The organism is Acidovorax sp. SUPP2539 (assembly GCF_030158975.1).
Classification (GTDB): Bacteria; Pseudomonadota; Gammaproteobacteria; order Burkholderiales; family Burkholderiaceae_C; genus Paracidovorax.
In genome coordinates this window covers 678,917-701,302 of the sequence record NZ_BQXJ01000003.1, presented here as the reverse complement: position 1 = coordinate 701,302, position 22,386 = coordinate 678,917, and the positions used below count along the sequence as shown (strand labels likewise).

20 protein-coding genes are annotated in these 22,386 nt (G+C 69.3%); 6 read left to right on the top strand and 14 right to left on the bottom strand.

The features are described 5' to 3' along the window. Window positions 1–72: 72 nt before the first annotated feature. Window positions 73–2,442 carry an RNA polymerase sigma factor RpoD gene (gene rpoD, locus AVTE2539_RS14535; RefSeq protein WP_284411554.1) on the top strand — a complete coding sequence of 790 codons (2,370 nt, stop codon included), beginning with the start codon at window positions 73–75 and terminating at the stop codon, window positions 2,440–2,442. A gap of 71 nt (window positions 2,443–2,513) precedes the next feature. Here rpoD and AVTE2539_RS14530 read toward each other — a convergent pair whose 3' ends face one another. Next, on the bottom strand, window positions 2,514–2,885 hold the full coding sequence (locus AVTE2539_RS14530; protein ID WP_284411552.1) for a hypothetical protein: 372 nt from the start codon (window positions 2,883–2,885) through the stop codon (window positions 2,514–2,516). Here AVTE2539_RS14530 and AVTE2539_RS14525 point away from each other — a divergent pair. Beyond that, entirely contained in the window at window positions 2,884–4,557 is a 1,674-nt protein-coding gene (locus AVTE2539_RS14525; RefSeq protein WP_284411550.1) for a methyl-accepting chemotaxis protein, read from the top strand. The genes AVTE2539_RS14530 and AVTE2539_RS14525 overlap by 2 nt on opposite strands. Window positions 4,558–4,584: 27 nt before the next feature. Here the strand turns inward: AVTE2539_RS14525 and AVTE2539_RS14520 are convergent, their stop codons facing one another. The 5 genes from AVTE2539_RS14520 to AVTE2539_RS14500 form a co-directional block, all read right to left on the bottom strand. Continuing rightward, on the bottom strand, window positions 4,585–5,484 hold the full coding sequence (locus tag AVTE2539_RS14520) for a LysR substrate-binding domain-containing protein (RefSeq protein WP_284411548.1): 900 nt from the start codon (window positions 5,482–5,484) through the stop codon (window positions 4,585–4,587). 256 nt (window positions 5,485–5,740) lie between these two features. Beyond that, the gene (locus tag AVTE2539_RS14515) at window positions 5,741–6,907 is read right to left on the bottom strand and encodes a mandelate racemase/muconate lactonizing enzyme family protein (RefSeq protein ID WP_284411546.1); all 1,167 of its coding nucleotides are present in this window, start codon (window positions 6,905–6,907) and stop codon (window positions 5,741–5,743) included. Between the two features lie 28 nt (window positions 6,908–6,935). Next, the gene (locus AVTE2539_RS14510; protein WP_284411544.1) at window positions 6,936–7,649 is read right to left on the bottom strand and encodes an SDR family NAD(P)-dependent oxidoreductase; all 714 of its coding nucleotides are present in this window, start codon (window positions 7,647–7,649) and stop codon (window positions 6,936–6,938) included. Then, a complete protein-coding gene (locus tag AVTE2539_RS14505) occupies window positions 7,639–8,604 on the bottom strand; it encodes a Bug family tripartite tricarboxylate transporter substrate binding protein (RefSeq protein ID WP_272568184.1) in 966 nt (321 codons plus the stop codon). The genes AVTE2539_RS14510 and AVTE2539_RS14505 overlap by 11 nt, the downstream gene beginning before the upstream one ends. An 82-nt stretch (window positions 8,605–8,686) precedes the next feature. Beyond that, window positions 8,687–9,625: a dihydrodipicolinate synthase family protein gene (locus AVTE2539_RS14500; protein ID WP_284411542.1), complete on the bottom strand. Its 939-nt coding sequence runs from the start codon at window positions 9,623–9,625 to the stop codon at window positions 8,687–8,689. Between the two features lie 115 nt (window positions 9,626–9,740). Here AVTE2539_RS14500 and AVTE2539_RS14495 point away from each other — a divergent pair, with 115 nt between their 5' ends. From AVTE2539_RS14495 to AVTE2539_RS14480, 4 genes are all read left to right on the top strand, one after another. Continuing rightward, complete coding sequence (locus AVTE2539_RS14495; protein ID WP_284411540.1) at window positions 9,741–10,694, top strand: LysR family transcriptional regulator; 954 nt, start codon at window positions 9,741–9,743, stop codon at window positions 10,692–10,694. 137 nt (window positions 10,695–10,831) lie between these two features. Next, window positions 10,832–12,469 carry a sensor histidine kinase gene (locus AVTE2539_RS14490; protein WP_284411538.1) on the top strand — a complete coding sequence of 546 codons (1,638 nt, stop codon included), beginning with the start codon at window positions 10,832–10,834 and terminating at the stop codon, window positions 12,467–12,469. Beyond that, on the top strand, window positions 12,466–13,149 hold the full coding sequence (locus AVTE2539_RS14485) for a response regulator transcription factor (protein WP_272568180.1): 684 nt from the start codon (window positions 12,466–12,468) through the stop codon (window positions 13,147–13,149). The genes AVTE2539_RS14490 and AVTE2539_RS14485 overlap by 4 nt, the downstream gene beginning before the upstream one ends. Before the next feature lie 168 nt (window positions 13,150–13,317). Further along, window positions 13,318–13,800 (top strand): SgcJ/EcaC family oxidoreductase, encoded by a 483-nt coding sequence (locus tag AVTE2539_RS14480; protein WP_284402526.1) that lies wholly within the window; start codon window positions 13,318–13,320, stop codon window positions 13,798–13,800. A gap of 76 nt (window positions 13,801–13,876) precedes the next feature. Here AVTE2539_RS14480 and AVTE2539_RS14475 read toward each other — a convergent pair whose 3' ends face one another. The 8 genes from AVTE2539_RS14475 to AVTE2539_RS14440 form a co-directional block, all read right to left on the bottom strand. Continuing rightward, window positions 13,877–15,259 (bottom strand): sulfite reductase subunit alpha, encoded by a 1,383-nt coding sequence (locus tag AVTE2539_RS14475; protein WP_284411536.1) that lies wholly within the window; start codon window positions 15,257–15,259, stop codon window positions 13,877–13,879. A gap of 21 nt (window positions 15,260–15,280) precedes the next feature. Continuing rightward, on the bottom strand, window positions 15,281–16,387 hold the full coding sequence (locus AVTE2539_RS14470) for an FAD:protein FMN transferase (RefSeq protein WP_502868924.1): 1,107 nt from the start codon (window positions 16,385–16,387) through the stop codon (window positions 15,281–15,283). A 14-nt stretch (window positions 16,388–16,401) separates the two neighbouring features. Further along, window positions 16,402–17,214, bottom strand: a complete 813-nt coding sequence (locus tag AVTE2539_RS14465) for a DUF4198 domain-containing protein (protein WP_284411534.1) — start codon at window positions 17,212–17,214, stop codon at window positions 16,402–16,404. Window positions 17,215–17,261: 47 nt separating this feature from the next. Beyond that, window positions 17,262–17,786: a DUF2271 domain-containing protein gene (locus AVTE2539_RS14460; protein WP_284411532.1), complete on the bottom strand. Its 525-nt coding sequence runs from the start codon at window positions 17,784–17,786 to the stop codon at window positions 17,262–17,264. Window positions 17,787–17,807: 21 nt separating this feature from the next. Next, window positions 17,808–18,434, bottom strand: a complete 627-nt coding sequence (locus AVTE2539_RS14455) for a PepSY-associated TM helix domain-containing protein (protein ID WP_284411530.1) — start codon at window positions 18,432–18,434, stop codon at window positions 17,808–17,810. A 519-nt stretch (window positions 18,435–18,953) separates the two neighbouring features. Continuing rightward, complete coding sequence (locus AVTE2539_RS14450) at window positions 18,954–19,964, bottom strand: Bug family tripartite tricarboxylate transporter substrate binding protein (protein WP_284411528.1); 1,011 nt, start codon at window positions 19,962–19,964, stop codon at window positions 18,954–18,956. Window positions 19,965–20,053: 89 nt separating this feature from the next. Further along, entirely contained in the window at window positions 20,054–21,283 is a 1,230-nt protein-coding gene (locus tag AVTE2539_RS14445; protein ID WP_284411526.1) for a CaiB/BaiF CoA transferase family protein, read from the bottom strand. 22 nt (window positions 21,284–21,305) lie between these two features. After that, a complete protein-coding gene (locus AVTE2539_RS14440) occupies window positions 21,306–22,295 on the bottom strand; it encodes a hydroxymethylglutaryl-CoA lyase (protein ID WP_502868923.1) in 990 nt (329 codons plus the stop codon). Window positions 22,296–22,386: the final 91 nt, after the last annotated feature.

The following is a 22,386-nucleotide window of genomic DNA, read 5'->3' as shown; positions in this document are numbered from 1 at the left end:
TGCCGTGCCACCCGCGCCGGGATCCATGGCGCTTGCGTTTTCTTTGTGTCCGTTTTTGATCCTGAGGTGTCCATGCCTGCTCAAAAGTCCGCGAAGTCGCCCAAGTCCGCCCCAGGCACCGCCGCGAAGGCCGCTTCCAAACCTGCTGCCAAAGCCGCAACGACCGAGCCCAAGAAGGCCCTGGCCGCCGCTGCTCCAGCCGCCAAGAAAGTCCATACCGTGCCCGTGAACAAGTCCTCTGACAAGGCCGAAGCCTCCGAAGAAACCAAGAAGCCCGCCCGCGCCAAGGCCGCCGCGGCCTCCGCCGACGACGAAACGCCCAAGAAGCGCCCCGGCCGCCCGGCCAAGGCCGCCGGCGCCGCCGCCGCAGCCGACAAGGCCCCTGCCAAGCGGGGCCGCAAGCCCAAGGCCGGTGCGGACGACGATGCGGTGGGCGACGACGCCGACCTGTCCGACATCGAGGCCGACCTCGAAGGCGAACCCGAAGCCGAAGCCACCCCCACGGCCACGGTCGAAAAGGTCAAGCCCCTTCGCATGAAGATCAGCAAGGCGAAGGAACGCGCCTTGATGAAGGAATTCGGTCTGGACGAGACCGTCCTGTCCGAGGAAGACCTGGCCAAGCGCCGCTCGCGCCTGAAGACCCTGATCACCCTGGGCAAGACGCGCGGCTACCTGACGCAGGTCGAAATCTCCGACCACTTGCCCGACAAGCTGGTCGATGCCGAGACGATGGAAGTCGTGGTCACGATGCTCAACGACATGGGTGTGGCCGTGTACGAGCAGACGCCCGATGCCGAGACCCTGTTCCAGAACAACGTGACGCCCACCGCGGCGACCGTCGAGGAAGCGGAAGAAGAAGCCGAAGCGGCCCTGTCCACCGTGGACAGCGAATTCGGCCGCACCACCGACCCCGTGCGCATGTACATGCGCGAAATGGGCACGGTGGAGCTGCTGACCCGCGAAGGCGAAATCGAAATCGCCAAGCGCATCGAAGGCGGCCTGCAGGCCATGATGGAGGCGATCAGCGCATCGCCCGCCACCATCGCCGAGATCCTGAACATGGGCGAAGAGATCCGCGAGGGCAAGGTCGTCATCTCCACCATCGTGGACGGCTTCTCCAACCCCAATGAAGCCGACGACTACGTGGCCGAAGAAGACTTCGACGAATTCGACGAAGAGGACGACGACGACGGCAAGGGCGGCTCCAAGGCGCTGACCAAGAAGCTGGAAGAACTCAAGCGCGAAGCCCTGTCCCGCTTCGACACCATGCGCGACCTGTTCGAGAAGGTCCACAAGATCTACGACAAGGAAGGCTACGGCACGCCCGCCTACATGAAGGCCCAGCAGGCCCTGTCGGCCGAGCTGATGACCATCCGCTTCACCGCCAAGACCATCGAGAAGCTGTGCGACATGGTGCGCGGCCAGGTGGACGACGTGCGCAAGAAGGAGCGCGAGCTGCGCCGCATCATCGTGGACAAGTGCGGCATGCCGCAGGAAACCTTCATCAAGGAATTCCCGCCCAACCTGCTGAACCTGAAGTGGGTGGAAAAGCAGGCGGCGTCCGGCAAGCCCTGGAGCACCGTGCTGCAACGCAACATTCCGCCGGTGCAGGAACTGCAGCAGCGCCTGATGGACCTGCAGGCGCGCGTGGTGGTGCCGCTGCCCGAGCTCAAGGACATCAACAAGCGCATGAACGAGGGCGAATCGTCCTCGCGCGATGCCAAGAAGGAAATGATCGAGGCCAACCTGCGCCTCGTGATCTCCATCGCCAAGAAGTACACGAACCGCGGCCTGCAGTTCCTGGACCTGATCCAGGAAGGCAACATCGGCCTGATGAAGGCCGTGGACAAGTTCGAATACCGCCGCGGCTACAAATTCTCGACCTACGCCACGTGGTGGATCCGCCAGGCCATCACGCGCTCGATCGCCGACCAGGCGCGCACCATCCGCATTCCGGTGCACATGATCGAGACGATCAACAAGATGAACCGCATCTCGCGCCAGCATCTGCAGGAGTTCGGCTTCGAGCCCGATGCGTCCATCCTGGCGGCCAAGATGGAGATTCCGGAAGACAAGATCCGCAAGATCATGAAGATCGCCAAGGAGCCGATCTCCATGGAAACGCCGATCGGCGACGACGACGACAGCCACCTGGGCGATTTCATCGAGGACGGTGCCAACACCGCCCCGATCGATGCCGCCATGCAGGCCGGCCTGCGCGATGTGGTCAAGGACATCCTGGACGGCCTCACGCCGCGCGAAGCCAAGGTGCTGCGCATGCGCTTCGGCATCGAGATGTCCACCGACCACACGCTGGAAGAAGTCGGCAAGCAGTTCGACGTGACGCGCGAGCGCATTCGCCAGATAGAAGCCAAGGCATTGCGCAAGCTCAAGCACCCCAGCCGCAGCGACAAGCTGCGCAGCTTCATCGACTCGCTGTAATCAGCCTGCCGCCGCCCCCTGGGCCGCGTCCATCGAAAAGCCTGCCCCCGCCTTGCGGGAGCAGGCTTTTTTCATGGCTGGACGTTTTCGCGGAAGCACCCCTTGGCCCGCACGGGAAAGAGCCCCACCACCCTTCGGAAGATGGCCGGCCGCCACATGCGGCGTTTGGCGAGACATGCGAAATTGGCACGTGTTGCTTTCCAAAATTTCGCTTTGGATTTGAAAATCTGAAACATAAACTTACGAACGACATTGCACTGCCAGCAAGTTTCCACGCAGATGGACAGGGAGGGAGGGTAGAAGCCGAAGCGGCTGACCCATGGGGCGAACCGCACGCCGCAAGAGGAAAGCATTGAAGTGCGCGCCACCTGCAACTCCGCCCCGGCACTTGCGGGTGGCGCATTTTTTTTCTGAGCCCACCAAGAAAGAAAGAGCACGTCCATGAACCACCGATTCTTCGGAAACCTGCGCATCGGCCCCCGCATCACGCTCGCATTTCTTTCCACGATCGTGTTGCTGCTCCTCGTGGCCGGCATCTCCATGTCGGCCCTGAGCAACGTCAACCAGGCGCTGACGCTGGTGACCAAGGACTATTACGTCAAGGTCCGGCTGCTGAACGAGATTTCCGACGAGGTCGATCAGCAGGCCCGCTACGTGCGCAACCTGGTGATCTTCGATAATGCGGCCCAGCGGGCGCAGGAGATCAAGGGCATCGAAGGCAGCCGCGAACTCATCACCGGCATGTACGCCAAGCTCACGCCCACGGTGCAAAGCGACATGGGCAAGCGGTTGCTCGCAGACACGCAGGAGCAGCGGTCCGCCTATGTGAAGGACGTGGACGCCTTCCTTTCGCTGATCCGCGCAGGCCAGACCGAGGAAGCCAAGGGCCTGCTGGCCAACACGCTGCGGCGCAACCAGCTGGCTTACATGGCAGCGATCGACAAGATGTCCGATCACCAGCAACTGCAGATGGACAAGGCCAGCGACGGCGCGGACCGCGAGGTGAAGACGGGCTTTCAGCTCATCATCGCCATCGCGTGCGCGGCGGTGGCCGTGTCGTTCGTGCTGGGCTGGCTCATCACGCGATCCATCACCCGGCCCATCGGGCGCGCGGTGCAGATCGCCGAGACCGTGGCGGCGGGCGACCTGACGTCGCACATCGAGGCGAACAGCAAGGACGAGGTGGGCCAGTTGCTCAACGCGCTGCAGCGCATGAACGCCAGCCTGGTGCAGATCGTGGGCAACGTGCGCACGAGCGCCGACTCCATCGCGACGGGGTCGGTGCAGATCGCCAACGGCAACGCCGACCTGAGCCAGCGCACCGAGGAACAGGCCAGCAACCTGGAGGAGACCGCAGCGTCGATGGAAGAACTGACCTCCACCGTGCAGCAGAACGCCGACTCGGCCCGCCGCGCGCACCAGCTGGCCTCCGGCGCTTCGGCCGTGGCCACGCAGGGCGGCTCGGTGGTGGGCAACGTCGTGTCCACCATGCAGGACATCCAGCAGAGTTCCGGCCGCATGGCGGAGATCATCGGGGTGATCGACGGCATCGCTTTCCAGACCAACATCCTGGCGCTGAACGCCGCGGTGGAGGCGGCCCGCGCAGGCGAGCAAGGGCGCGGCTTCGCGGTGGTGGCCAGCGAGGTGCGATCGCTCGCCGGGCGCTCGGCGGAGGCCGCCAAGGAGATCAAGGCGATGATCGAAGCCAGCGTCTCGCGCGTGAGCACCGGCAGCGACCTCGTGGCACAGGCCGGGCGCACCATGGACGAGGTGGTGGCGCAGGTCACACAAGTGTCCACGCTGCTGTCGGAGATCAGCGCGGCCAGCGCCGAGCAATCGAGCGGCATCAACCAGGTGGGCGATGCGGTGCAGCAACTGGACCAGGTCACGCAGCAGAACGCGGCACTGGTGGAGGAAAGCGCTGCCGCCGCCGACAGCCTGAAGTTCCAGGCCGAATCGCTCTCGCGCATGGTGGCCCAGTTCCGCCTGCCGGGCGACACCGATGCCGGCACGGCCGGAACCCCGACTGGCACCGCCCGCAGCAGCAGCAACAGCCGCCATGGCGCGCTGCCGGCGCCCACGCAGCGGCTGATCGGCTCGTCGGGCGCCTACTGAGCCGGCGCTCCCGCCCGATGGCGGGGCTCAGCATCCGAGCTGGCGCACCTGGAAGTAATCCTGCGCCAGGTCCAGCCAGGCACGCGCCGCGGGCGTGTGGGGCACGCCGCGGCGCCAGGCCAGGGTGAAGTGCCAGATGGAGGACAGATCGTCCACGTCGAGGTAGCACACGCCGGGGTGCTTGCTCCAGCGCGTGATGACGCGCGGCAGCAGCATCACGCCCAGCTGCTGCGCCACCAGCTGCACCATGAAATCGACCTGCCCCGTACCCATCACCGACACGCGGGGCCGCACGCCTTGCCGCGCACAGGCCTGCAGCAGGGCCTGGTTCACGGTCGTGCCCTCCTCGAACAGGATGAGCGGCCACTGCGCCAATTCCGCGAGCGAAATGCGCGTGGTGCCGACGGGTACGAAGGCCTGCGGCACCAGGGCCACCACGGGCTCGGTGCGCACATGCTGCCAGTCGAAGTCGTGCGCGGCAGGCGCCACCAGGGCCGCCAGATCCACCTCGCCCGCCCGCAGCTGCGCTTCCAGCCGGTCCAGCGGCTCGACCACCATGGCCACGTCGATGGCGGGAAAGCGCTGCCGGAACTCGGTGAACAGCCCTGCGTAATACGCGCTGGTGCCCATGCGGGGAAAACCGATGCGCAGGCTTCCGCGCTGCACCTGCTGCATTTCCGCCAGTTCGCCCTCCAGCCCGCGCATCTCATGCAGGATGTTCACCGCGCGGCGCAGCAGCAGGTTGCCCGCAGCGGTGAGGCCCTTGCCCCGACCCGTGCGCGCGAGCAGTTGCACGCCCATCTCGGATTCGAGCCCCTTCATCGCCTTGCTGACCGCCGACTGCGTGGCGCACACCACCTTGGCCGCTTCGGCGAAGCTGCCGTGTTTGGCGATTTCCACGAAAAGGCGCAGGGTCTTGATGTCCATGGGGATGGATGAGCACGAAGGACACGAGAAAACCGACGATACAAGCAAATGCCGACCCATCACAGGGCCCCGGCCAGCATAAAGCCCCCCGCACGCCCTGCGCCACCCCCCATGGCAAACGCCCGGCATCGCAGGGCGAGGCCGGGCGTCGGAGCGATGCCGCCAAAAAACAGTTCGGGTCAAAAAGGCCTACAGCACATATCTTACTAGGGCATATTGCTCATATTTTTATAGCAACCGCCCCACTGCATTCTTCTCAGGAAGCCAGGGCCCGCATCTCCGCGATCAGGTCGGACTTGCCCTCGAACCCGATGCCCGGCAACGGTGGCAACGTGACGTAACCGTTTTCCACCTTCACGCCGTCCGGGAAGCCGCCATAGGGCTGGAACAGATCGGGGTAGCTTTCGTTGCCGCCCAGGCCCAGGCCCGCGGCGATGGCCAGCGACATCTGGTGGCCGCCGTGGGGGATGCAGCGGCTGGGGGACCAGCCATGGTCCTTGAGCATGTCCAGCGTGCGCAGGTATTCGACCAGCCCGTAGCTCAAAGCGCAGTCGAACTGCAGCCAGTCGCGGTCCTTGTGCATGCCGCCGTGGCGGATGAGGTTGCGCGCGTCCTGCATCGAAAACAGGTTCTCGCCCGTGGCCATGGGGCCTTGGTACACCTCGCCCAGCTTGGCCTGCAGTTCGTAGTCGAGCGGGTCGCCGGCCTCTTCGTACCAGAACAGCGGGTACTGCGACAGGGCGCGGCCGTAGTCGATGGCGGTCGGCAGGTCGAACCGGCCGTTGGCATCCACCGCCAGCTGCTGGCCCGGGCCGAGGATCTTGAGCACCGACTCGATGCGCTCGCAGTCGTCGGCCAGCGAAGCCCCGCCGATCTTCATCTTGACCACCGAGTAGCCGCGCGCCAGGTAGCTCTCCATTTCCTTCCGGAGCCCGTCCAGCCCCTTGCCAGGGTAGTAGTAGCCGCCGGCGGCATACACGAAGACGCGCGGGTCGGGCGTGCCGTTGCCGTAGCGTTCGGCCAGCAGCTGGTAGAGCGGCTGGTCGGCGATCTTGGCCACTGCGTCCCACACGGCCATGTCGATGGTGCCCACGGCCACCGAGCGCTCGCCGTGGCCGCCGGGCTTTTCGTTGATCATCATGCGGGCCCAGACCTTGTGCGGGTCGAGGTTCTCGCCGGTGCCGTCCACCAGCGTGGCGGGGTCGGCTTCGAGCACGCGCGGGATGAATCGGTCGCGCATCAGCGCGCCCTGGCCGTAGCGGCCGTTGGAATTGAAGCCGTAGCCGATCACCGGCTTGCCGTCGCGGACCACGTCGGTCACGACGGCCACCAGGCTCAGTGTCATCTTCGAAAAGTCGATGTAGGCGTTGCGGATGTCGGATTTGATGGGCCGGGTGGATTCGACGATATCGACGATTTTCATGGTGCTTGGGTGGTTGAAAAAAGAAGGATCAGCGGGCGAGCGAGGAGCCCCCGCAGATGGCGATGTCCTGCCCCGTGATGGCCGCCGCCGGCGGCGACAGCAGGTAGCCCACGAGCGCGGCGATCTCGCCGGGCTCGATGAGGCGGCCGATGGGCGGCAGGCGCGGTGCGCTGCCGGCGCGGGCGGGGTCGTTCAGCATGCCGGTGGCGGTGGCTGCGGGCGAGACGACGTTCACCGTCACGCCCTGCCCCGCCACTTCGGCCGCCCAGCTGCGCGCCAGCGCGACCAGCGCCGCCTTGGTGGCCGCGTACTGGCCGCGCCCGGGCATGCCCTGCGCCACGCGGCTGCCGATGAACACCACCCGGCCGTTCCCACGTGCGGCCATGGCGGGCACGATGGCATCGGCCAGGCGCGTGGCGGCATCGACGTGCAGGCGCCACATCAACCCGCCGCCTGCGTGGTCCAGCTGGCCCAGCGGGCCCACGCGCAGCACACCCGCGGCATGCACCAGGGCCTGGACGGCCTGTAGCCCCGCGGCGGCACGGGCGATGTCTTCGCCATCGGCCAGATCGACGGCCACGGGCGTGAACGCGGCGTGTTCGATGGCCGGCGTGGCCACGTCCAGCCCGCTCACCTGCCAGCCCGCGGCCAGCAGCGACTCGGCGATGGCGCGGCCGATGCCGCTGCTGCTGCCGGTGACGGCGGCATGGGCGCCGGGTGATGGCGAGCCGTCATTCCGCACGGATGTTGCCCTCGGTCACGATCTTCTGGGAGCGCTCCATGTCGGCACGCTGGAACTTGGCGAAGTCGTCCACGCTGCCCGGCGTGACGAGCAGTCCCTGGTCCTTGAGCTTCTGGGCCATGTCGCCGGCCAGGGCCTTGTTCACCTCGGCGTTCAGGCGCTGCACCAGCGCGGGCGGCGTCTTGGCCGGGGCCCACAGGCCGTACCAGCTGTAGAACTCGAAGCCGGGAATGGTCTCGGCCACCGTGGGCACGTCGGGCAGGTTGGGCACGCGCTGCGCGGACGTCACGGCCACCACCTTCAGCATGCCGCTCTTGTGGTACTGGAGCGAGCCGAGGATGGGGTCGATGAAGCCGTCGATCTGCCCGCCGATCAGGTCCTGGAAGGCCGGCGCCGTGCCCTTGTAGGGCACGATGAGGTAGTCGATCTTGCCGGCCCGTTTCAGCAGCTCGGTCGAGAGATGCCCCGCCGAGCCGATGGAGCCCACGGCGAAGGTCATCTTGCCCGGGTGGCTCTTGGCGTAGCCCAGCAGGGACTTGATGTCGGTCACCGGCAGGTCCTTGTTGACCGCCACCGACAGGGGCGCCTTGGCCACCAGCGCCACGGGCGCGAAGTCCTGCGTGACGCTGAACGGCACCGACTTGAGCGTCATCGGCGCGGTCGTGAAGGTGGAGGCGCTGAACAGCAGCGTGTAGCCGTCCGCCGCGGCCTTGGCGACCGCGTCGCCGCCGATCACGCCGCTGCCGCCGGGCTTGTTGTCGATCACGAAGCTCTGCCCGGTCTGCTCGCCGAGCTTTTGCGCCAGCATGCGGCCCACGGCGTCCAGCGTGCCGCCCGGCGGGAACGGGATCACCACGCGCACCGGCTTGTTCGGGTAGGTCTGCGCGAAGCCGCTGGCGGCGGCAGTGAGCGCGAGGGCGCCGAGGACGGCGCGGAGGAATGGCTTGCGTTGCATGGCGTGTCTCCTGTCTTTATGGGGTCGCGAATGTCCGGTGCGGGCCGTGCGGTGCGGCCCGTCTTGTCATGGCACCCGCAGATCAGCGCTGCAGCAGGCCCGCCTGCCGGACGGCGGCGCGCAGGGCCTCGACCTCCTGGGCGTTGGGCGCCTCGGTGGGCGGGCGCACGGTGGCGTCGTCGATCACGCCGGCCAGGTACATGCCGCCCTTCATGCGCGCATGGGCCTCGCCCGTGGGCTCGCCGCCGCCGTACACCGCGTCCTTGAGCGGCGTGATGACGGCCTGCACGGCCATGGCCTTCTTCAGATCGCCGGCCTTCACGGCGTTCCACAGGTCGATGATGAGCTGCGGGATGAACGTGGCGAAGCCCACCAGCGCGCCATCGACGCCCTGCACCATCGAGGCCAGCAGGTACTCGTCGTGGCAGGTGAGGATGGCCTTGGAGGCGTCGGCCTCGCGGATCGCCTGGATGTCGCGGGCGTACTTGTTCATGTCGCGCTGGCCCACCTTGAAGGCCTGCAGGTAGGGCAGCCGGGCGAGTTCGGCCAGCAGTTGCGACGAGTACGAGGCGCGCGTCCACGCCGGGTACACGTGGCACACCAGGTCCAGGCCCGGCGCGGCGCGGTGGATGGCCTCGAAATACTGCAGCGCATGGCCCGGCGTGAAGCCGAAGCGCAGCCAGTGGTGGGGCGGCATGACGTCCAGCGCCACGGCGCCGGCGGCCTGGGCGGCGCGGGCATGTTCGGCGGCCTCGGCCAGGCCCTCGCAGACGATGGAGGAGATGACGGGCGTGCGGCCCTTCAGTTCGTCGGCCACGATGCGGGTGACCTCGGCGCGCTCGGTGGGGGTGAGGGAAAACACCTCGCCGGTGTGCCCGTTGGTCATGATGGCCACCACGCCCTCGTGGCCGGCCAGCCAGGCGGCGAGCTTGCGCAGGGCGGGCTCGTCGATGCGGTGGTCGGGAGTGAAGGGGCACGAGATGGCGGGGATGATCCCGCGATAATTCGCGATGGAAGGCATTCAAGGTCTCCGTTATGGGTGCAGGGGAACGACAACGCAGCGGATCTTCCGGCGACGGCCCCGCACCGTCCAATACCCGAATCGCATACATCTATCTGCACGGAACACGACGCCCATGGGACCTGGCAACCGCCCCCTCGATCTCGAATGGCTGGAAGACTTCCTGGCCCTGGCCGAGTGCGGCAATTTCTCGCGCGCCGCCGAGGCCCGGGCCATCGCCCAGCCTGCGTTCAGCCGCCACATCCGCGCGCTGGAGGAATGGGTGGGCGTGGAGCTGTTCGACCGCAGCGCGCACCCGGCCGCCCTCACGGCGGCGGGGCAGCGCTTTCTGCCCCTGATGGAAACCCTGCTGGCCAACCTGGAGGCCGCGCGCATCAAGGCGCGCGCCGCGCACGACACGGCGGCCGCCAGCCTGCGCTTCGCGGCCACGCACGTGCTCTCGCTCACCTTCTTTCCGCGTTGGCTGGGCCAGTTGGAGGCGCAGCTGCGCCTGGGGCCCATCCAGACCATGTCGGACAGCTCCCGGGCGTGCGAAGACCTGGCGCTGCAGCGGCGCGTGCAGTTCGTGCTGTGCCACGGCCATGCCGAAGCGCCCGGGCGCCTGGACGAGGCGCAGTACCCCATGCAGCGGCTGTCGGACGACGTGCTGCAGCCGGTGAGCGCGGCGGGCCCCGACGGCGGGCCGCTGCACGCCATCGGCCGGGACGGCGCGCCGCTGCCCCTGCTGGCCTACAGCGACGCCTCGGGCCTGGGCCGCATCATGCGGGCGCGCATGCGCGGCGTGTACGGCGATGGCGGGGAATCGGCCGTACCGGGCGGCGTGGCGGTGGTGTTCACCGCGCACCACGCGGTGCTGCTCAAGACCATGGCATTGGAGGGGCGCGGCGTGGCCTGGCTGCCGCGCAGCCTCATCGCCGACGACCTGCGGGCCGGCACGCTGGTGGCGGCCGGCGAGGCGGCCTGGGACGTGCCGGTGGAGATCCGCCTGTACCGCCAGCGCGCCGCGATGTCGGAGGTGGCCGAATCGCTGTGGGCGCTGGCCGGCAGCCAGGCCATCCCTGCCAAATAGCCCCGTTGCCGGGAGATCGATTGCCTGTGTAGCTATTATTTTCATAGCAATCGGGCGATCCGGGTGCCTGGGCCCTGGCAGGTGGGCGGGGGCCCGGCACGGAACATAATGCAGGCCCTTCGCACTCCGACGGCTCCATGTACCGCGCAAGACTCTCCCTGGCATTCGCCGCCCTCGTGGCCCTGGTGTGCATCCAGGCCGCGTTCGTGTACTGGGGCACGCACCGCGTCAACGACTACGCCCAGCACAGTCGGCTGGCCAGCGACATCCTCTCGGAGTTGCTGGACCTGTCGGCCAACAAGCAGCGGCTGCGCGTGTGGGCCACCCAGCGCCTGATGAACGCCAATGCCGTGCCCGAGGTGCGCGAGCGGCTGCTCGAACGCATGCACGAAGGCGCGGCCGCCCTGGCGGAGCTGGCCCGCCGCGACCTGGCCCTGTGGAACGAGCTGGCCCACCGCGAGGGCATGTCCATGCCGCAGGAGGTGCCGCAACTCGTGGGCATGACGGAGCTGCTGGAGGACAACATCCGGGCCGTGGAGGCCCGCCTGGCGCAGCTGCAGCCGCTGGAGCCCGGGGCCGACTTCCCTGCGGTGTGGGAAGAGCTGAACGCCACGTTCGACATGGCGCGCGGCCTGGACCTGCGCGAGCTCATCAATGGCGCCATCGAGCGCCAGCGCAGCGCCGTTCCGGTGGCGCGCGCCGCCACCGAGCGCGGGCTGGACGTGCTGCGCCAGCAGGCGATCACGCTGGTGATCGTCACCCTCGCCGTGGCGGCCCTGCTGGCGCTGCACCTGAACCGCCGCCTGCAGCGCCCGCTGGACCGCCTGCTCGCCGGCACGCGGGCCCTGCAGGCCGGCGCGCTGGACCACCGCGTGGCCACCGGCTCGAAGGACGAATTCGACCGCGTCGCCCAGCACTTCAATGCCATGGCGGCGGAGCTGCAGCAGCACCGCGCCCATGCCGATGCGGCGCGCCGCGAACTGGAGGACGCGGTGGAGGCCCGCACGCACGAACTGAGCGTGGCGCACGAAACCCTGCAGCGCGTGGACCAGCGCCGGCGCCAGCTGTTCGCCGACCTGGGCCACGAGTTGCGCACGCCCGCCACGGCCATCCGGGGCGAGGCCGAGATCGCGATGCGCGGCGGCGACCGGCCGGCGCAGGAATACCGCCAGACGCTGGAGCGCATCGTGGGCGGCGTCGATCAGCTCACCAAGGTGATCCACGACCTGCTGCTGATCGCCAGGACTGAGGCGGACCAGTTGGTGATCCGCCCGCGCCGCCTGGACCTGCAGGCCCTGGTCACCGATGCGGCGGAGCAGGCCGCCGCGCTGGGCGGGCTGCACGGCGTGACCGTGGAGCCCCTGCCGCCCGCCCCCGGCGGCCCGCTGGTAGTGAACGCCGATGCCGACCGGCTGCGCCAAGCGCTGATGATCGTGCTGGACAACGCGGTGCGCTATTCGCAGCGCGGCGGCACGGTGCGCGTGGGCTGCCAGCCCGGACCCGATGGCGAAGCCCAGGTGCTGGTGCGCGACGAAGGCATCGGCATCGAGGCCGAGGAACTGCCCGCCGTGTTCCAGCGCTTCGTGCGCGGCCAGCGCGCGCGGGCGCACCGCGCGGACGGCACCGGCATCGGGCTGTCGATCGCGCAGTCCATCGTGCACGCGCACCATGGCCGCATCGACATCGACAGCCAGCCCGGCGTGGGCACGGTGGTCCAGATCACGGTGCCTTCGGCCAGCCACCCCGAAACCCTGTCCCCCGAGGAAACCGCATGAATATCCTGGTGGTCGAAGACGATCCGCGCGTGGCGGACTTCCTGCTGCGCGGTCTCAAGGCCGAAGGCTACAGCGTGGAGCTGGCGCGCAACGGCCCGGACGGCCTGGCCCTGGCGCGCACCGGCGATCCCGGGCTGCTGCTGCTCGACCTCATGCTGCCCGGCCTGAGCGGCCTGGAGCTGTGCCAGACGCTGCGCTCCGAAGGGCGCCACGTGCCGGTGCTGATGCTCAGCGCACTCAGCAACACCGAGGACAAGGTCAACGGCCTGCGGCTGGGCGCCGACGACTACCTCACCAAGCCCTTCGCGTTCGAAGAGCTGCTGGCCCGCATCGAGGCGCTGATGCGCCGGGGGCGCGAGCAGCGCCAGCGCGCCAGCACGCTGCAGGTGGCCGACCTGGTGCTCGACCTGGAGCGCATGCAGGCCAGCCGCGCCGGCCAGCCCATCGCGCTGACCGCGAAGGAACTGGCCTTCCTGGAGCTGCTCATGAGCGCGCCCGGCCGGGTGTACAGCCGCGAGCGCATCCTCTCCAATGTCTGGGGCACCAACGAGGACCCGCTGACGAACGTGGTCGATGTCTACGTGCGCCGCCTGCGCGCAAAAATCGACGAGGGCCATGCCATCTCGCTTCTGAAAACGGTGCGCGGCTTCGGGTACCGGCTGGACGCCGCAGCCGAGTGACACGGGGGCGAAAGCCTGTTCATCCGCGGTTCATTTTTGCGTCATCTGCCCTTCATGGGGCTGCAACGGCCGTGTTCATGCACGCCTTGAAGAATAGGTCCTGTATCGCAGTGAGCGATGCAGTGCCGGCGAAGGCCGGCGCTTGACCCACTTTTCTCAAAGGACCCCATGAAGACGCTTCACACCGCCCTCTCCGCAGCTGCCCTGGCTCTGTTCTCCGTCTCCGCCCCGGCCTTCGCGCAGGGCCAGGGTGAGCCGGTCTGCTTCCCTGCCGACGAAAAGCAGATCTCCGCGCTGTTCGACCGCTGGAACGCTTCGCTGCGCACGCTGGACCCGGACAAGGTCACCGCGAACTACGCGCAGGACGGCGTGCTGCTGCCCACCGTGTCCAACCAGCCCCGCACGACGCCGCTGGAAATCCGCGACTACTTCGTGAAGTTCCTCAAGAGCGAGCCGCAAGGCAAGATCGACAGCCGCACGATCCGCATCGGCTGCAACGTGGCGCAGGACGTGGGCACCTACACGTTCCGCTTCAAGGACGGCAAGACCGTGCAGGCCCGCTACACCTACGTGTACGAGCGCGTGAACGGCCAGTGGCTGATCGCCCACCACCACTCCTCGGCCATGCCCGAGACAGTGGCCGCCAAGTAAGCGGCCTTCCCACCGGCGCTCCATCGCCGGACAGCACAGGGGCCGGCATGCCGGCCCCTGTGCCGTGGCGCCTGCGTCAATACACGTCGCGGCGGTAGCGCCCGCTGCGCAACAGGCCCTCCATCGCCTCCTCGCCGAGCGCGGCGCAAAGCGCGGCATGCACGCCCTGCGCCATGCCCACCAGGCTGCCGCAGACGTAGATGGCCGCGCCGTCCGCCACCCAGGCACGCAGTGCATCGGCGGCCTCGGCCAGGCGGTCCTGCACGTGCACCCGCTGCGCCTGGTCGCGCGAGAACGCCAGGTCCAGGCGCGTCAGCACGCCGCTGGCCTGCCAGGCCTGGATCTCTGCGCGGTACAGGAAATCGTGCGCCGCCTGGCGCTCGCCGAACACCAGCCAGTTCGGGCCCGCCCCCGCCGCGGCGCGCGCCCGCAGATGGCTGCGCAGGCCGGCGATACCCGTGCCGTTGCCGATCAAGACGAGGGGCCGCGCAGCGTTGTCCTGCAGTTGGAAAGGCCCATGCGCGCGCAGGCGCAGCGGCACGGCGCCCCCCGGCGCTAGGCCCGCGCACAGCCAGTCCGATGCCACGCCGGGCGTGCCGTCCTCGCGCACGGCCTGGCGCACGGTGAGATGGATGCGTCCGTCGCCCGGCACCGAGGCGATGGAATAGTCGCGCGGGCGTTGCGGGTCGGCCGGCGCGCACAGTTGCACCAGATCGCCCGACGCCCAATCGGCCGCGGTGCCGGGCGGGGGCGCCAGCTCGATGTGAAACACCGGTGCGCCCAGGCTGCCCGGGTTGAGGTGGCGGCGCGCGGCCAGCGTCCAGTCGGCGAACGGCGGCGCCTCCCAGGCAGGCGCCCCGTTCAGGTTCGCGACCTGCGACAGCTGGTGCTGCCATGCCAGGAGCGCGGCCGGGGCGCCGTTGTCCATCTCCACCCGCTCGAACAGCGGCACCGCGCCCTGCGCGCGCAGCCAGCCGTCCAGCTGGCGGCCGAAGCCGCAGTAGTGCGCGTATTGCCGGTCGCCCAGCGCGAGCAGGCCGTACTGCAGGCCTGCCAGCGAGGGCGCCGCGGCCGCACCCATCCACTGCCCCTGGAAGCCCGCCGCGTTGTCGGGCGCATCGCCCTCTCCGTACGTGCTGGCCAGGAACAGCGCCCGGCGCGTGCGCTGCAGCAGCGCCGCATCCACCGCGCCCAGCGCGCACAGATGCACGGGCTCGCCGGCCGCGTGCAGCAGGCGCGCGGTCTCGCGGGCCAGCGCCTCGGCCTGGCCCGTCTGGCTGGCATAGGCCACGAGCAGCGGCGGCGCCCCGTCGCGGGCCGAGGCCAGCTCGGCCGCCTCGGCCCGCGCACGGCGTGCGCGGCGGCGCTCGCGCCGTGCGATGGCGGTGCACATCAGCCCATAGAGCAGGACCAGGATCAATGCCGCGGCAAGGCGCGGCACGGGAATCGAAAAAACCATGGGATGCAGCAGGCGATGGTGTCAGGCCCCCGCCAGCGCTTCGAAGGCCGGCGTCGCGGCCCAGGCCAGGCCCCGCGGCGTGCGCTCGCACACCAGCGCGGCCAGCCCCTGCCGCCGCGCGAAGTCCAGGCCGTCCTGCGGGCCCAGCACGGTGATGATGGTGGCCAGCACGTCGGCTTGCATGCACTCGGCATGCAGCACCGTCACGCTCGCCAGCGCGTGGTGCACGGGCTCGCCGGTGCGCGGATCGATGGTGTGGGAATAGCGGCGGCCCGCATGGTCGAACGCATGCCAGAGGTCGCCCGAGGTGGCCACCGCCATGCCCTGGAGCACCAGCGCGCGCGGTGCATGGCCCGCGGGGTCGGCCACGGCCACGCGCCAGGGCTGCCCGTCCGGCCGGCGACCGCTGGCACGCAGCTCACCGCCCACCTCGACCAGAAAATCGGTCCAGCCCTGCGCCTGCAGATGCTGCGCCACGCAGTCCACCGCATAGCCCTTGGCGATGCCGCTCAGATCGAGCTGCGCACCGCCGGGCTGCCAGGCCTGGCGGTGCGCAGGCTGCAACGCGATGCGGCCATGGCCCACGCGGGCCCGTGCATCGCTCAGGGCCTGGGGCGATGGGATGCGCGCCACCGGCCCGGCCTGCGGATCGGCCCCCGGGCCGAAGCCCCACAGGTCCACGAGCGGGCCCACGGTGGGATCCCAGGCGCCGCCGCTGCGCTGCGACCAGTCGAAGGCGCATTGCAGCACGGTGAAGAATTCGTCCGGCAGCGTGTGCCAGGTGCCGGCCGCGGCGCGGTTGAAGCGCGAGAGGTCGGAGTCCGGCTCCCAGTGGCTCATCTGCTGCACGACCCGGCCCAGCGCGGCGTCGATGGCGGCACGCACCGGCGCGAGCGGCGCGAAGCGTGGGTTGCCCAGGCGCACGCGCCAGGTGGTGCCCATGGAATCGCCCGACAGCGTGTGCAGCGCGGCCGGATCGGCACGGCGCGGCGACGGCGCCGTGGCATACCCGGCCGGCACGAACGAAGGCAGGGCAGCGCCGCCCGCTGGCCGCGGCGGCAGCACTTCGGCGGTGGTGCCGCTGCGGCCACCGCCCTGCAGCGGCACGCCCGCATAGCGCACCCGCACGGGGGCGGACGGGGTCAGGGCAGTACCTCCAACGTGCCCACGTACGACAGGCGGCGTTCCTTGGCCTGGGGCAGCGACACCTTGTCGTCCTTGGCATCGGCATCGACCCAGTACATGCCGGCCTGCGGCCAGGTCACGCTGAACTCGCCCTTGGCATCGGTGGTGGCCTTGATCTCGTCCTGCTTGTCGCGGTAGCGCGTGGCACCCGCCACCAGCACCACCTCCAGCCCGGCGGCGGGCTTGCCGTCGATGTAGAAGGCGAAGGTGGCCTTGTCGCCCTTCACCAGGTCGTTGGGGTGCGTCACGGGCACCAGCTCCAGCCCTTTGCCGCTGGCCTTCACGGCGCTGGGCTTGCCCACCGTCACGTAGGTTTCGATGCGCCCGGCCGACTGCGTGACCTTGAGGTCCTGGGCGTCGGCAGGCACCTCGGCCGCGAATTTTTCCGTCGTGCCGCGCCAGCGCCTGGGCTGGCCGGCCTTGTCCTTGTAGGTGGCGAACAGGCCGTTGTTCAAAACGGCCAGGCGATAGGTGCCGGTCTGCGTGAGGTTCAGGTCGAACACGCTGCGCAGCTTGCCCTTGTGGGCGTTCTCGGGCGCCACGGCACTGCCGTCGGGGGCGGTGACGGTGAGGTTTTCCAGGCCCAGCGGGAAGTGGTTGAAGAAGAACAGGTCGTTGGACACCGCGGCGTCCACCGTGATCCATTCGGCCTTGGACAGCACGGTGGTGGACGGCAGCAGCCACACGTTGTGGGCTTGCGCGGAGGTGAACGCGCCGCAGAGGGCGACGAGGCAGGCAGCGGCGAGGCGCGATGGGGTCTTGGAATGCATGCGGAAACTCCGGATGGATGGGAATGGGGGGTGAAGGGCTTGCCGGATCAGGGCTTGAGTTCGAGCGTGATCTCGCCCAGCTCCGTGGTGCCCTTGGCCCTCAGGGGCTCGCCCTTGGCGGCGGGCCAGGCGAAAGGCACGGTCACCACCTCGCGGCCACCGACCTCGCGCGCGGCCTCCACCACCAGCTTGTAGTTGCCGGCGGGCAGCCGGGCGAGCGGGTTCGTGCCTTCGGTGAACTGCAGCAGGTGCTTGCCAGCGGGGCGCGTGGGACTGGTCACGCCGTCGATCGGCACCGACAGGTCGCGGCCCGTGCGGCGCCACCACTGGCGCATGTCCTTGAGCCACTTGCTGCCCTCGGCGTCCTTCATCTTCACGTCGTACCAGACGGCCAGGGTGGAGGCCACGGTGGCATCGGCGCGCTCGACCCACACGGCCACGTAGGGGCGGTGGTATTCGGCCACGTCCAGGCGCGGGATCTCGATCCCCACGCCGAGACCGGCCGCGAAGGCGGGCGCGCCCAGGCAGGCCCCCATCGCCACGGTGTAGCGCAGCTGCAAATGCTTTTTCATGGGCATTTTTCCTCTTTCGGTTCAGTGGATAAACAGGAGCGCCAGCAGGGCCGGCAGCACCAGGCCCAGGCCGACCATCGGCCACGTGAAGGGCCGGTTGCCGGCGTGCATCTTCAGGATGAACAGGCCCGTGATGCAGAACACCAGGCAGGCGGCGGCGAAGGCGTCGATGAACCAGCTCCATGCCGCGCCCGTGTTGCGGCCCTTGTGCAGGTCGTTGAAGTAGGAGATCCAGCCCCGGTCGGTGCGCTCGTACTCGGCCTCGCCATCCGCCAGGCCCACGCGGATCCAGGCGTCGCCGCCGGGGCGCGGCAGCGAGACATAGACCTCGTCGGCAGACCACTCGGCCTCGCGCCCTGCCGTGTCGACGGACCACTGCGCCCGCGCCCAATGCTGCAGGGCCGGCGGCCAGGGCGCGCGGGCCTGCCCGACGGGGGGCGCCACAGCCTGGAGTACCGGCGCTGGCACGGTCGCCCGCAGGCTGGTGACCCGGGGCTTGGCCTCGATCTGGCCGGCGTGGTTGAGCGTGAACCCGGTCACCGCGAACAGCAGCATGCCGACGAGGCAGATGGCGGAACTCACCCAGTGCCATTCATGCAGGGTCTTGAGCCAGCGGGCGCGGCGGCGAGGGTCCGGAGGGCGGGTCATGCGGGAACGGAAGGGGCCGGATGGAGGGACAGGGAGCGAGCCACCGCACAGGGTGGCGCCCGGGAAAACCCGCAATTCTAGGGCGTCCAATTGAAAATGAATCGCATTTGCAAAATCTTTACCCGGAGGTCGCCGGCGCAGCGATCCGCAGGCCAGGGGTCGCGTGCCGCGCGCCTGGCACTGATGGATGCCGGCTTCGACGTCGACATGAAATGCCCGTCACCCACGGGGGCGCGTCCCCTCCGCCAGGTTTGCCCTTACACGGCGGCGATGTCGCAATGTCGCAATGTCGCAATGTCGCAATGTCGCGATAGCGGTTGACCAGCTCAGCCGCCCGCCGAGTGCGGGCGCGAACGCCGAAGGCATCCGACCGGCATGGATCTGGCGGAGCGGCCCGTTTCGCATCGCGAGGTCGCTTCAGCGCCTGGAGCGCGCCGCAGCTGCGTGAACCGGGACCTGCGCGGCCGCTTCTGAGCGCCATGCCGGCCCGCGCGAAGGCCGGTGCGTGGCGGCTGCGTTTCAGTCCATCTTCACGTTCGCGCTTTTCACCACCTGCGCCATGCGTGCGGCCTCGCTGCCAAAGAACGCCGCCGCCTGCTCGGGCGGCGTGAGCTTGATGTCGTAGCCCTGGGCCAGCAGGGCCTCGCGCGCCTCGGACATCTCCATGGCGGTCTTGAAGCCGTTATAGAGCCGCGCCACCTCGGCCTTGGGCAGGCCCGCGGGGCCGATGGGGGCGATCCACCCTTCCAGCTCGAAGCCCGACAGGCCCTGCTCGGCGATGGTGGGCACGCTGGGCAGCGTGGGCACGCGCACGGCGGTGGTGACGCCCAGAGCGCGCAGCGCGCCCGCCTTGATGTGCGCCGCGGCCGGCGCCACGGCCACGACGCCCAGCTGCACCTGTCCACCCAGGATGTCGTTCATCAGCGGTCCCATGCCCCTGTACGGGATGTGCTTGATGTCCACCTGCGCCTGGTCCACGAACATCGCCGCTCCCAGGTGCAGGATGGTGCCGTTGCCGGACGAGCCGTAGTTCAGCACGCCGGGTTTGGCCCTGGCATACGCGATCAGCTCCTGCACGGTCTTGGCCGGCACCGACGGATGCGCGACCAGCACGAAGGGCGTGGCACCCAGCACGGTGATGGGCGTGATGTCGGCCAGCGAATCGAACGGAATGTTCTTGTAGACGGCCGGGTTCACCACATGGTTGTTCGAGACGACACCGATCACCGACCCGTCCCGCGGCGCCCGCACGATCTGCGCCGTGCCGGTGATGCCGCCCGCGCCGGGCAGGTTCTCGATCACGACCGGATGGCCCAGGGCCTTGGCCAGGCTGTTGCTGATGGCGCGGATGGCGCCGTCCGCGCCCGAGCCGGCCGACAGCGGCAGGATCACGCGCAGCGGCTTGTCGCCCGGCTGCGCGTTGGCCAGGCCCGGCGCCGCGAGCACGGCGGCGCCCCAGGCCAGTGCGCGGCGGCGGGTGAGAACGGCGGGGCGCAGCGCCAGTGCGCAGGGGGTGGGCAGCGATGTCATGGTTTGTCTCCGTGATCGTTGGGGGGATGAAGGGGCGGCGCGGTCTGTGCCGCGCTCGCATGCCGGTGGTGGGGCCGGGCCCGTTCTCGTCAGGCCACCGCGGCGGCCCCGTGCAGCGCGGCGATCGCCTCGGGCGCATAGCCCAGGCCGGCGAGCAGTTCGCGCGTGTGCTGGCCCAGTTGCGGCGGGTCCAGCCGCACGCCCATGCGCTGGCCGTCCAGCCGCAGCGGCAGCAGGGTCACCCGCGCGGTGCTGCCGGCGCGCTCGCCGTCGGGCAAGGTGACATCGGCCAGGCCGCCCGTGGCATTCAGGTGCGGATCGTCGAACAACTGCTCCGGGCGCAGGATGGGCGCGAACGGCAGGCCGTGCTGCTCGAAGATGGCCGACAGCGCCTCGGCCGTGTGCTCGGCCAGGCGGCGGCGCAGTTCGGGCAGCAGTGTGGCGCGGGCGCGCACGCGGTCGTTGTTCAAGGCCAGGCCCGGGTCGGCCTTCAGGTCGGCATAGCCCATGGCGTCGCAGAAGGTGACCCACTGCGCGTCGCTCACGGCGGCCAGAAAGATCTGCCCGCCGTCCTTCACGCTGAATACGTCGTACACCGCCCACGACGAGATGCGGTCGGGCATGGGCGCGGCGGGCTGGCCCGTCACGGCGTACTGCATCATGTGCTGGCCGACGAGGAACACGTTGTTCTCGAACAGGGCGGAATCCACCTCCTGCCCCCGGCCCGTCTGGGCGCGCTGCATCAGCGCCGCCATGGCGCCGATGGCGCCGAACATGCCGCCCATGATGTCGTTCACGCTGGTGCCCGCGCGCAGCGGATCGCCCGGGCGGCCGGTCATGTAGGCCAGCCCGCCCATCATCTGCACGACCTCATCGAGCGCGGTGCGGTGCTCGTAGGGGCCGGGCAGGAAGCCCGTGTGGTTCACGTAGACCAGCCGCTCGTTCAGGCGGGACAGCGCGGCGTAGTCGAGGCCGTACTTGGCCATCACCCCCGGCTTGAAGTTCTGCGCCACCACGTCGGCCGACGAGGCCAGGCGGATCGCCACCTCCAGCCCCTCGGGCTTGCGCAGGTCCAGGGCGATGCTCTTCTTGTTGCGGTTGAACATGGGAAAGAACCCGGCGCCCGCGCCCAGCAGATGCCGCGTGCGGTCGCCGTCCACCGGCTCGACCTTGATGACCTCGGCGCCGAGGTCGGCCAGCACCATGCCGCACGTGGGGCCCATCACCATGTGGGTGAACTCCACCACGCGCAGGCCCGCCAGGGGCAGGCGCGGGCGTTCGGCAGTGGGGGCGGAAGAAGGATTCAAGGGAACGTTCATGGGCGCAACGATAAGGGTTCGGTCAGGCAGCGGACGCAACCGCTGCGGGGAAAGACGCGGCCGTGCGGGGCAGTCCGGCCTGCCAGAGCGCGCCGTGCAAGGTCTCCCCCTCCAGCCAGCCGGCCACGCGCTCGCGCAGCGCCAGCAACGCGGCCACGTCCAGGCCAGTGGAAACGCCCATGCGCTCCAGCATGAAGGCCAGGTCTTCGGTGGTGACGTTGCCGCTCGCGCCAGGGGCGTGGGGGCAGCCGCCGATGCCGGCCAGGCAGGCATCGAATCGGGTGATGCCGGTCTGCCAGGCGGCATAGGCGTTGGCCAGCCCCATGCCGCGCGTGTCGTGAAAATGCGCGCAGGCCAGCCGCTCGCCGACGAGTCCGCGGGCTTTCTCGAACAGGCGCTGCACACCTGCGGGATCGGCATGGCCCACGGTGTCGGCCAGGCTCACGCGGTCGGCCCCGGCGTCGAGCAGGGCCTGCATCAGGCGCAGCACTTCGCTTTCGGCCACCTCGCCCTGGAGCGTGCAGCCGAAGGCCGTGCCCACCCCGCCTTCGATCAGGGTGCGGCTGCCCGCCGCATCGCGCGCCGCGCGGATGCGCGCCACCTCGGCCACCACCTCGTCCGGCGTCTTGCGCAGGTTGGCCAGGCTGTGCGCGTGGCTGGCGGACAGCGGCACGACCATCAGGTCGGCCTGGCATTCGATGGCCCGCTCCGCCCCGCGCAGGTTGGGCACCAGCACCGAGGCGATCAAACCCGGCAGGGATTTGGCGTGCGCGAGCACCTCGGCGGTGTCGGCCAACTGCGGCAGCAGGCGCGCCGGCACGAACGAGCCGACCTCGATCTCCCGCTGGCCGGCCGCATAGGCGGCATCGACCCATTCGATCTTGCGGGCGGTGGGCACCACGGTGGCGATGCTTTGCAGGCCATCGCGCAGGCCCACCTCTCTCACGATGGCCTGGGCGGACGAAGGGGGGAGCGGATGGGCGGGCGGGCCTGCGGGCGTGCGGGGGGTCACGGAGTCTCCTGTCTGGGGTCTTGTACAGGCATTCTAGAAATTCCCTTCCATCAATTCATGCCAATTTTGGAAGGCCTAAGATTCCAGGAAG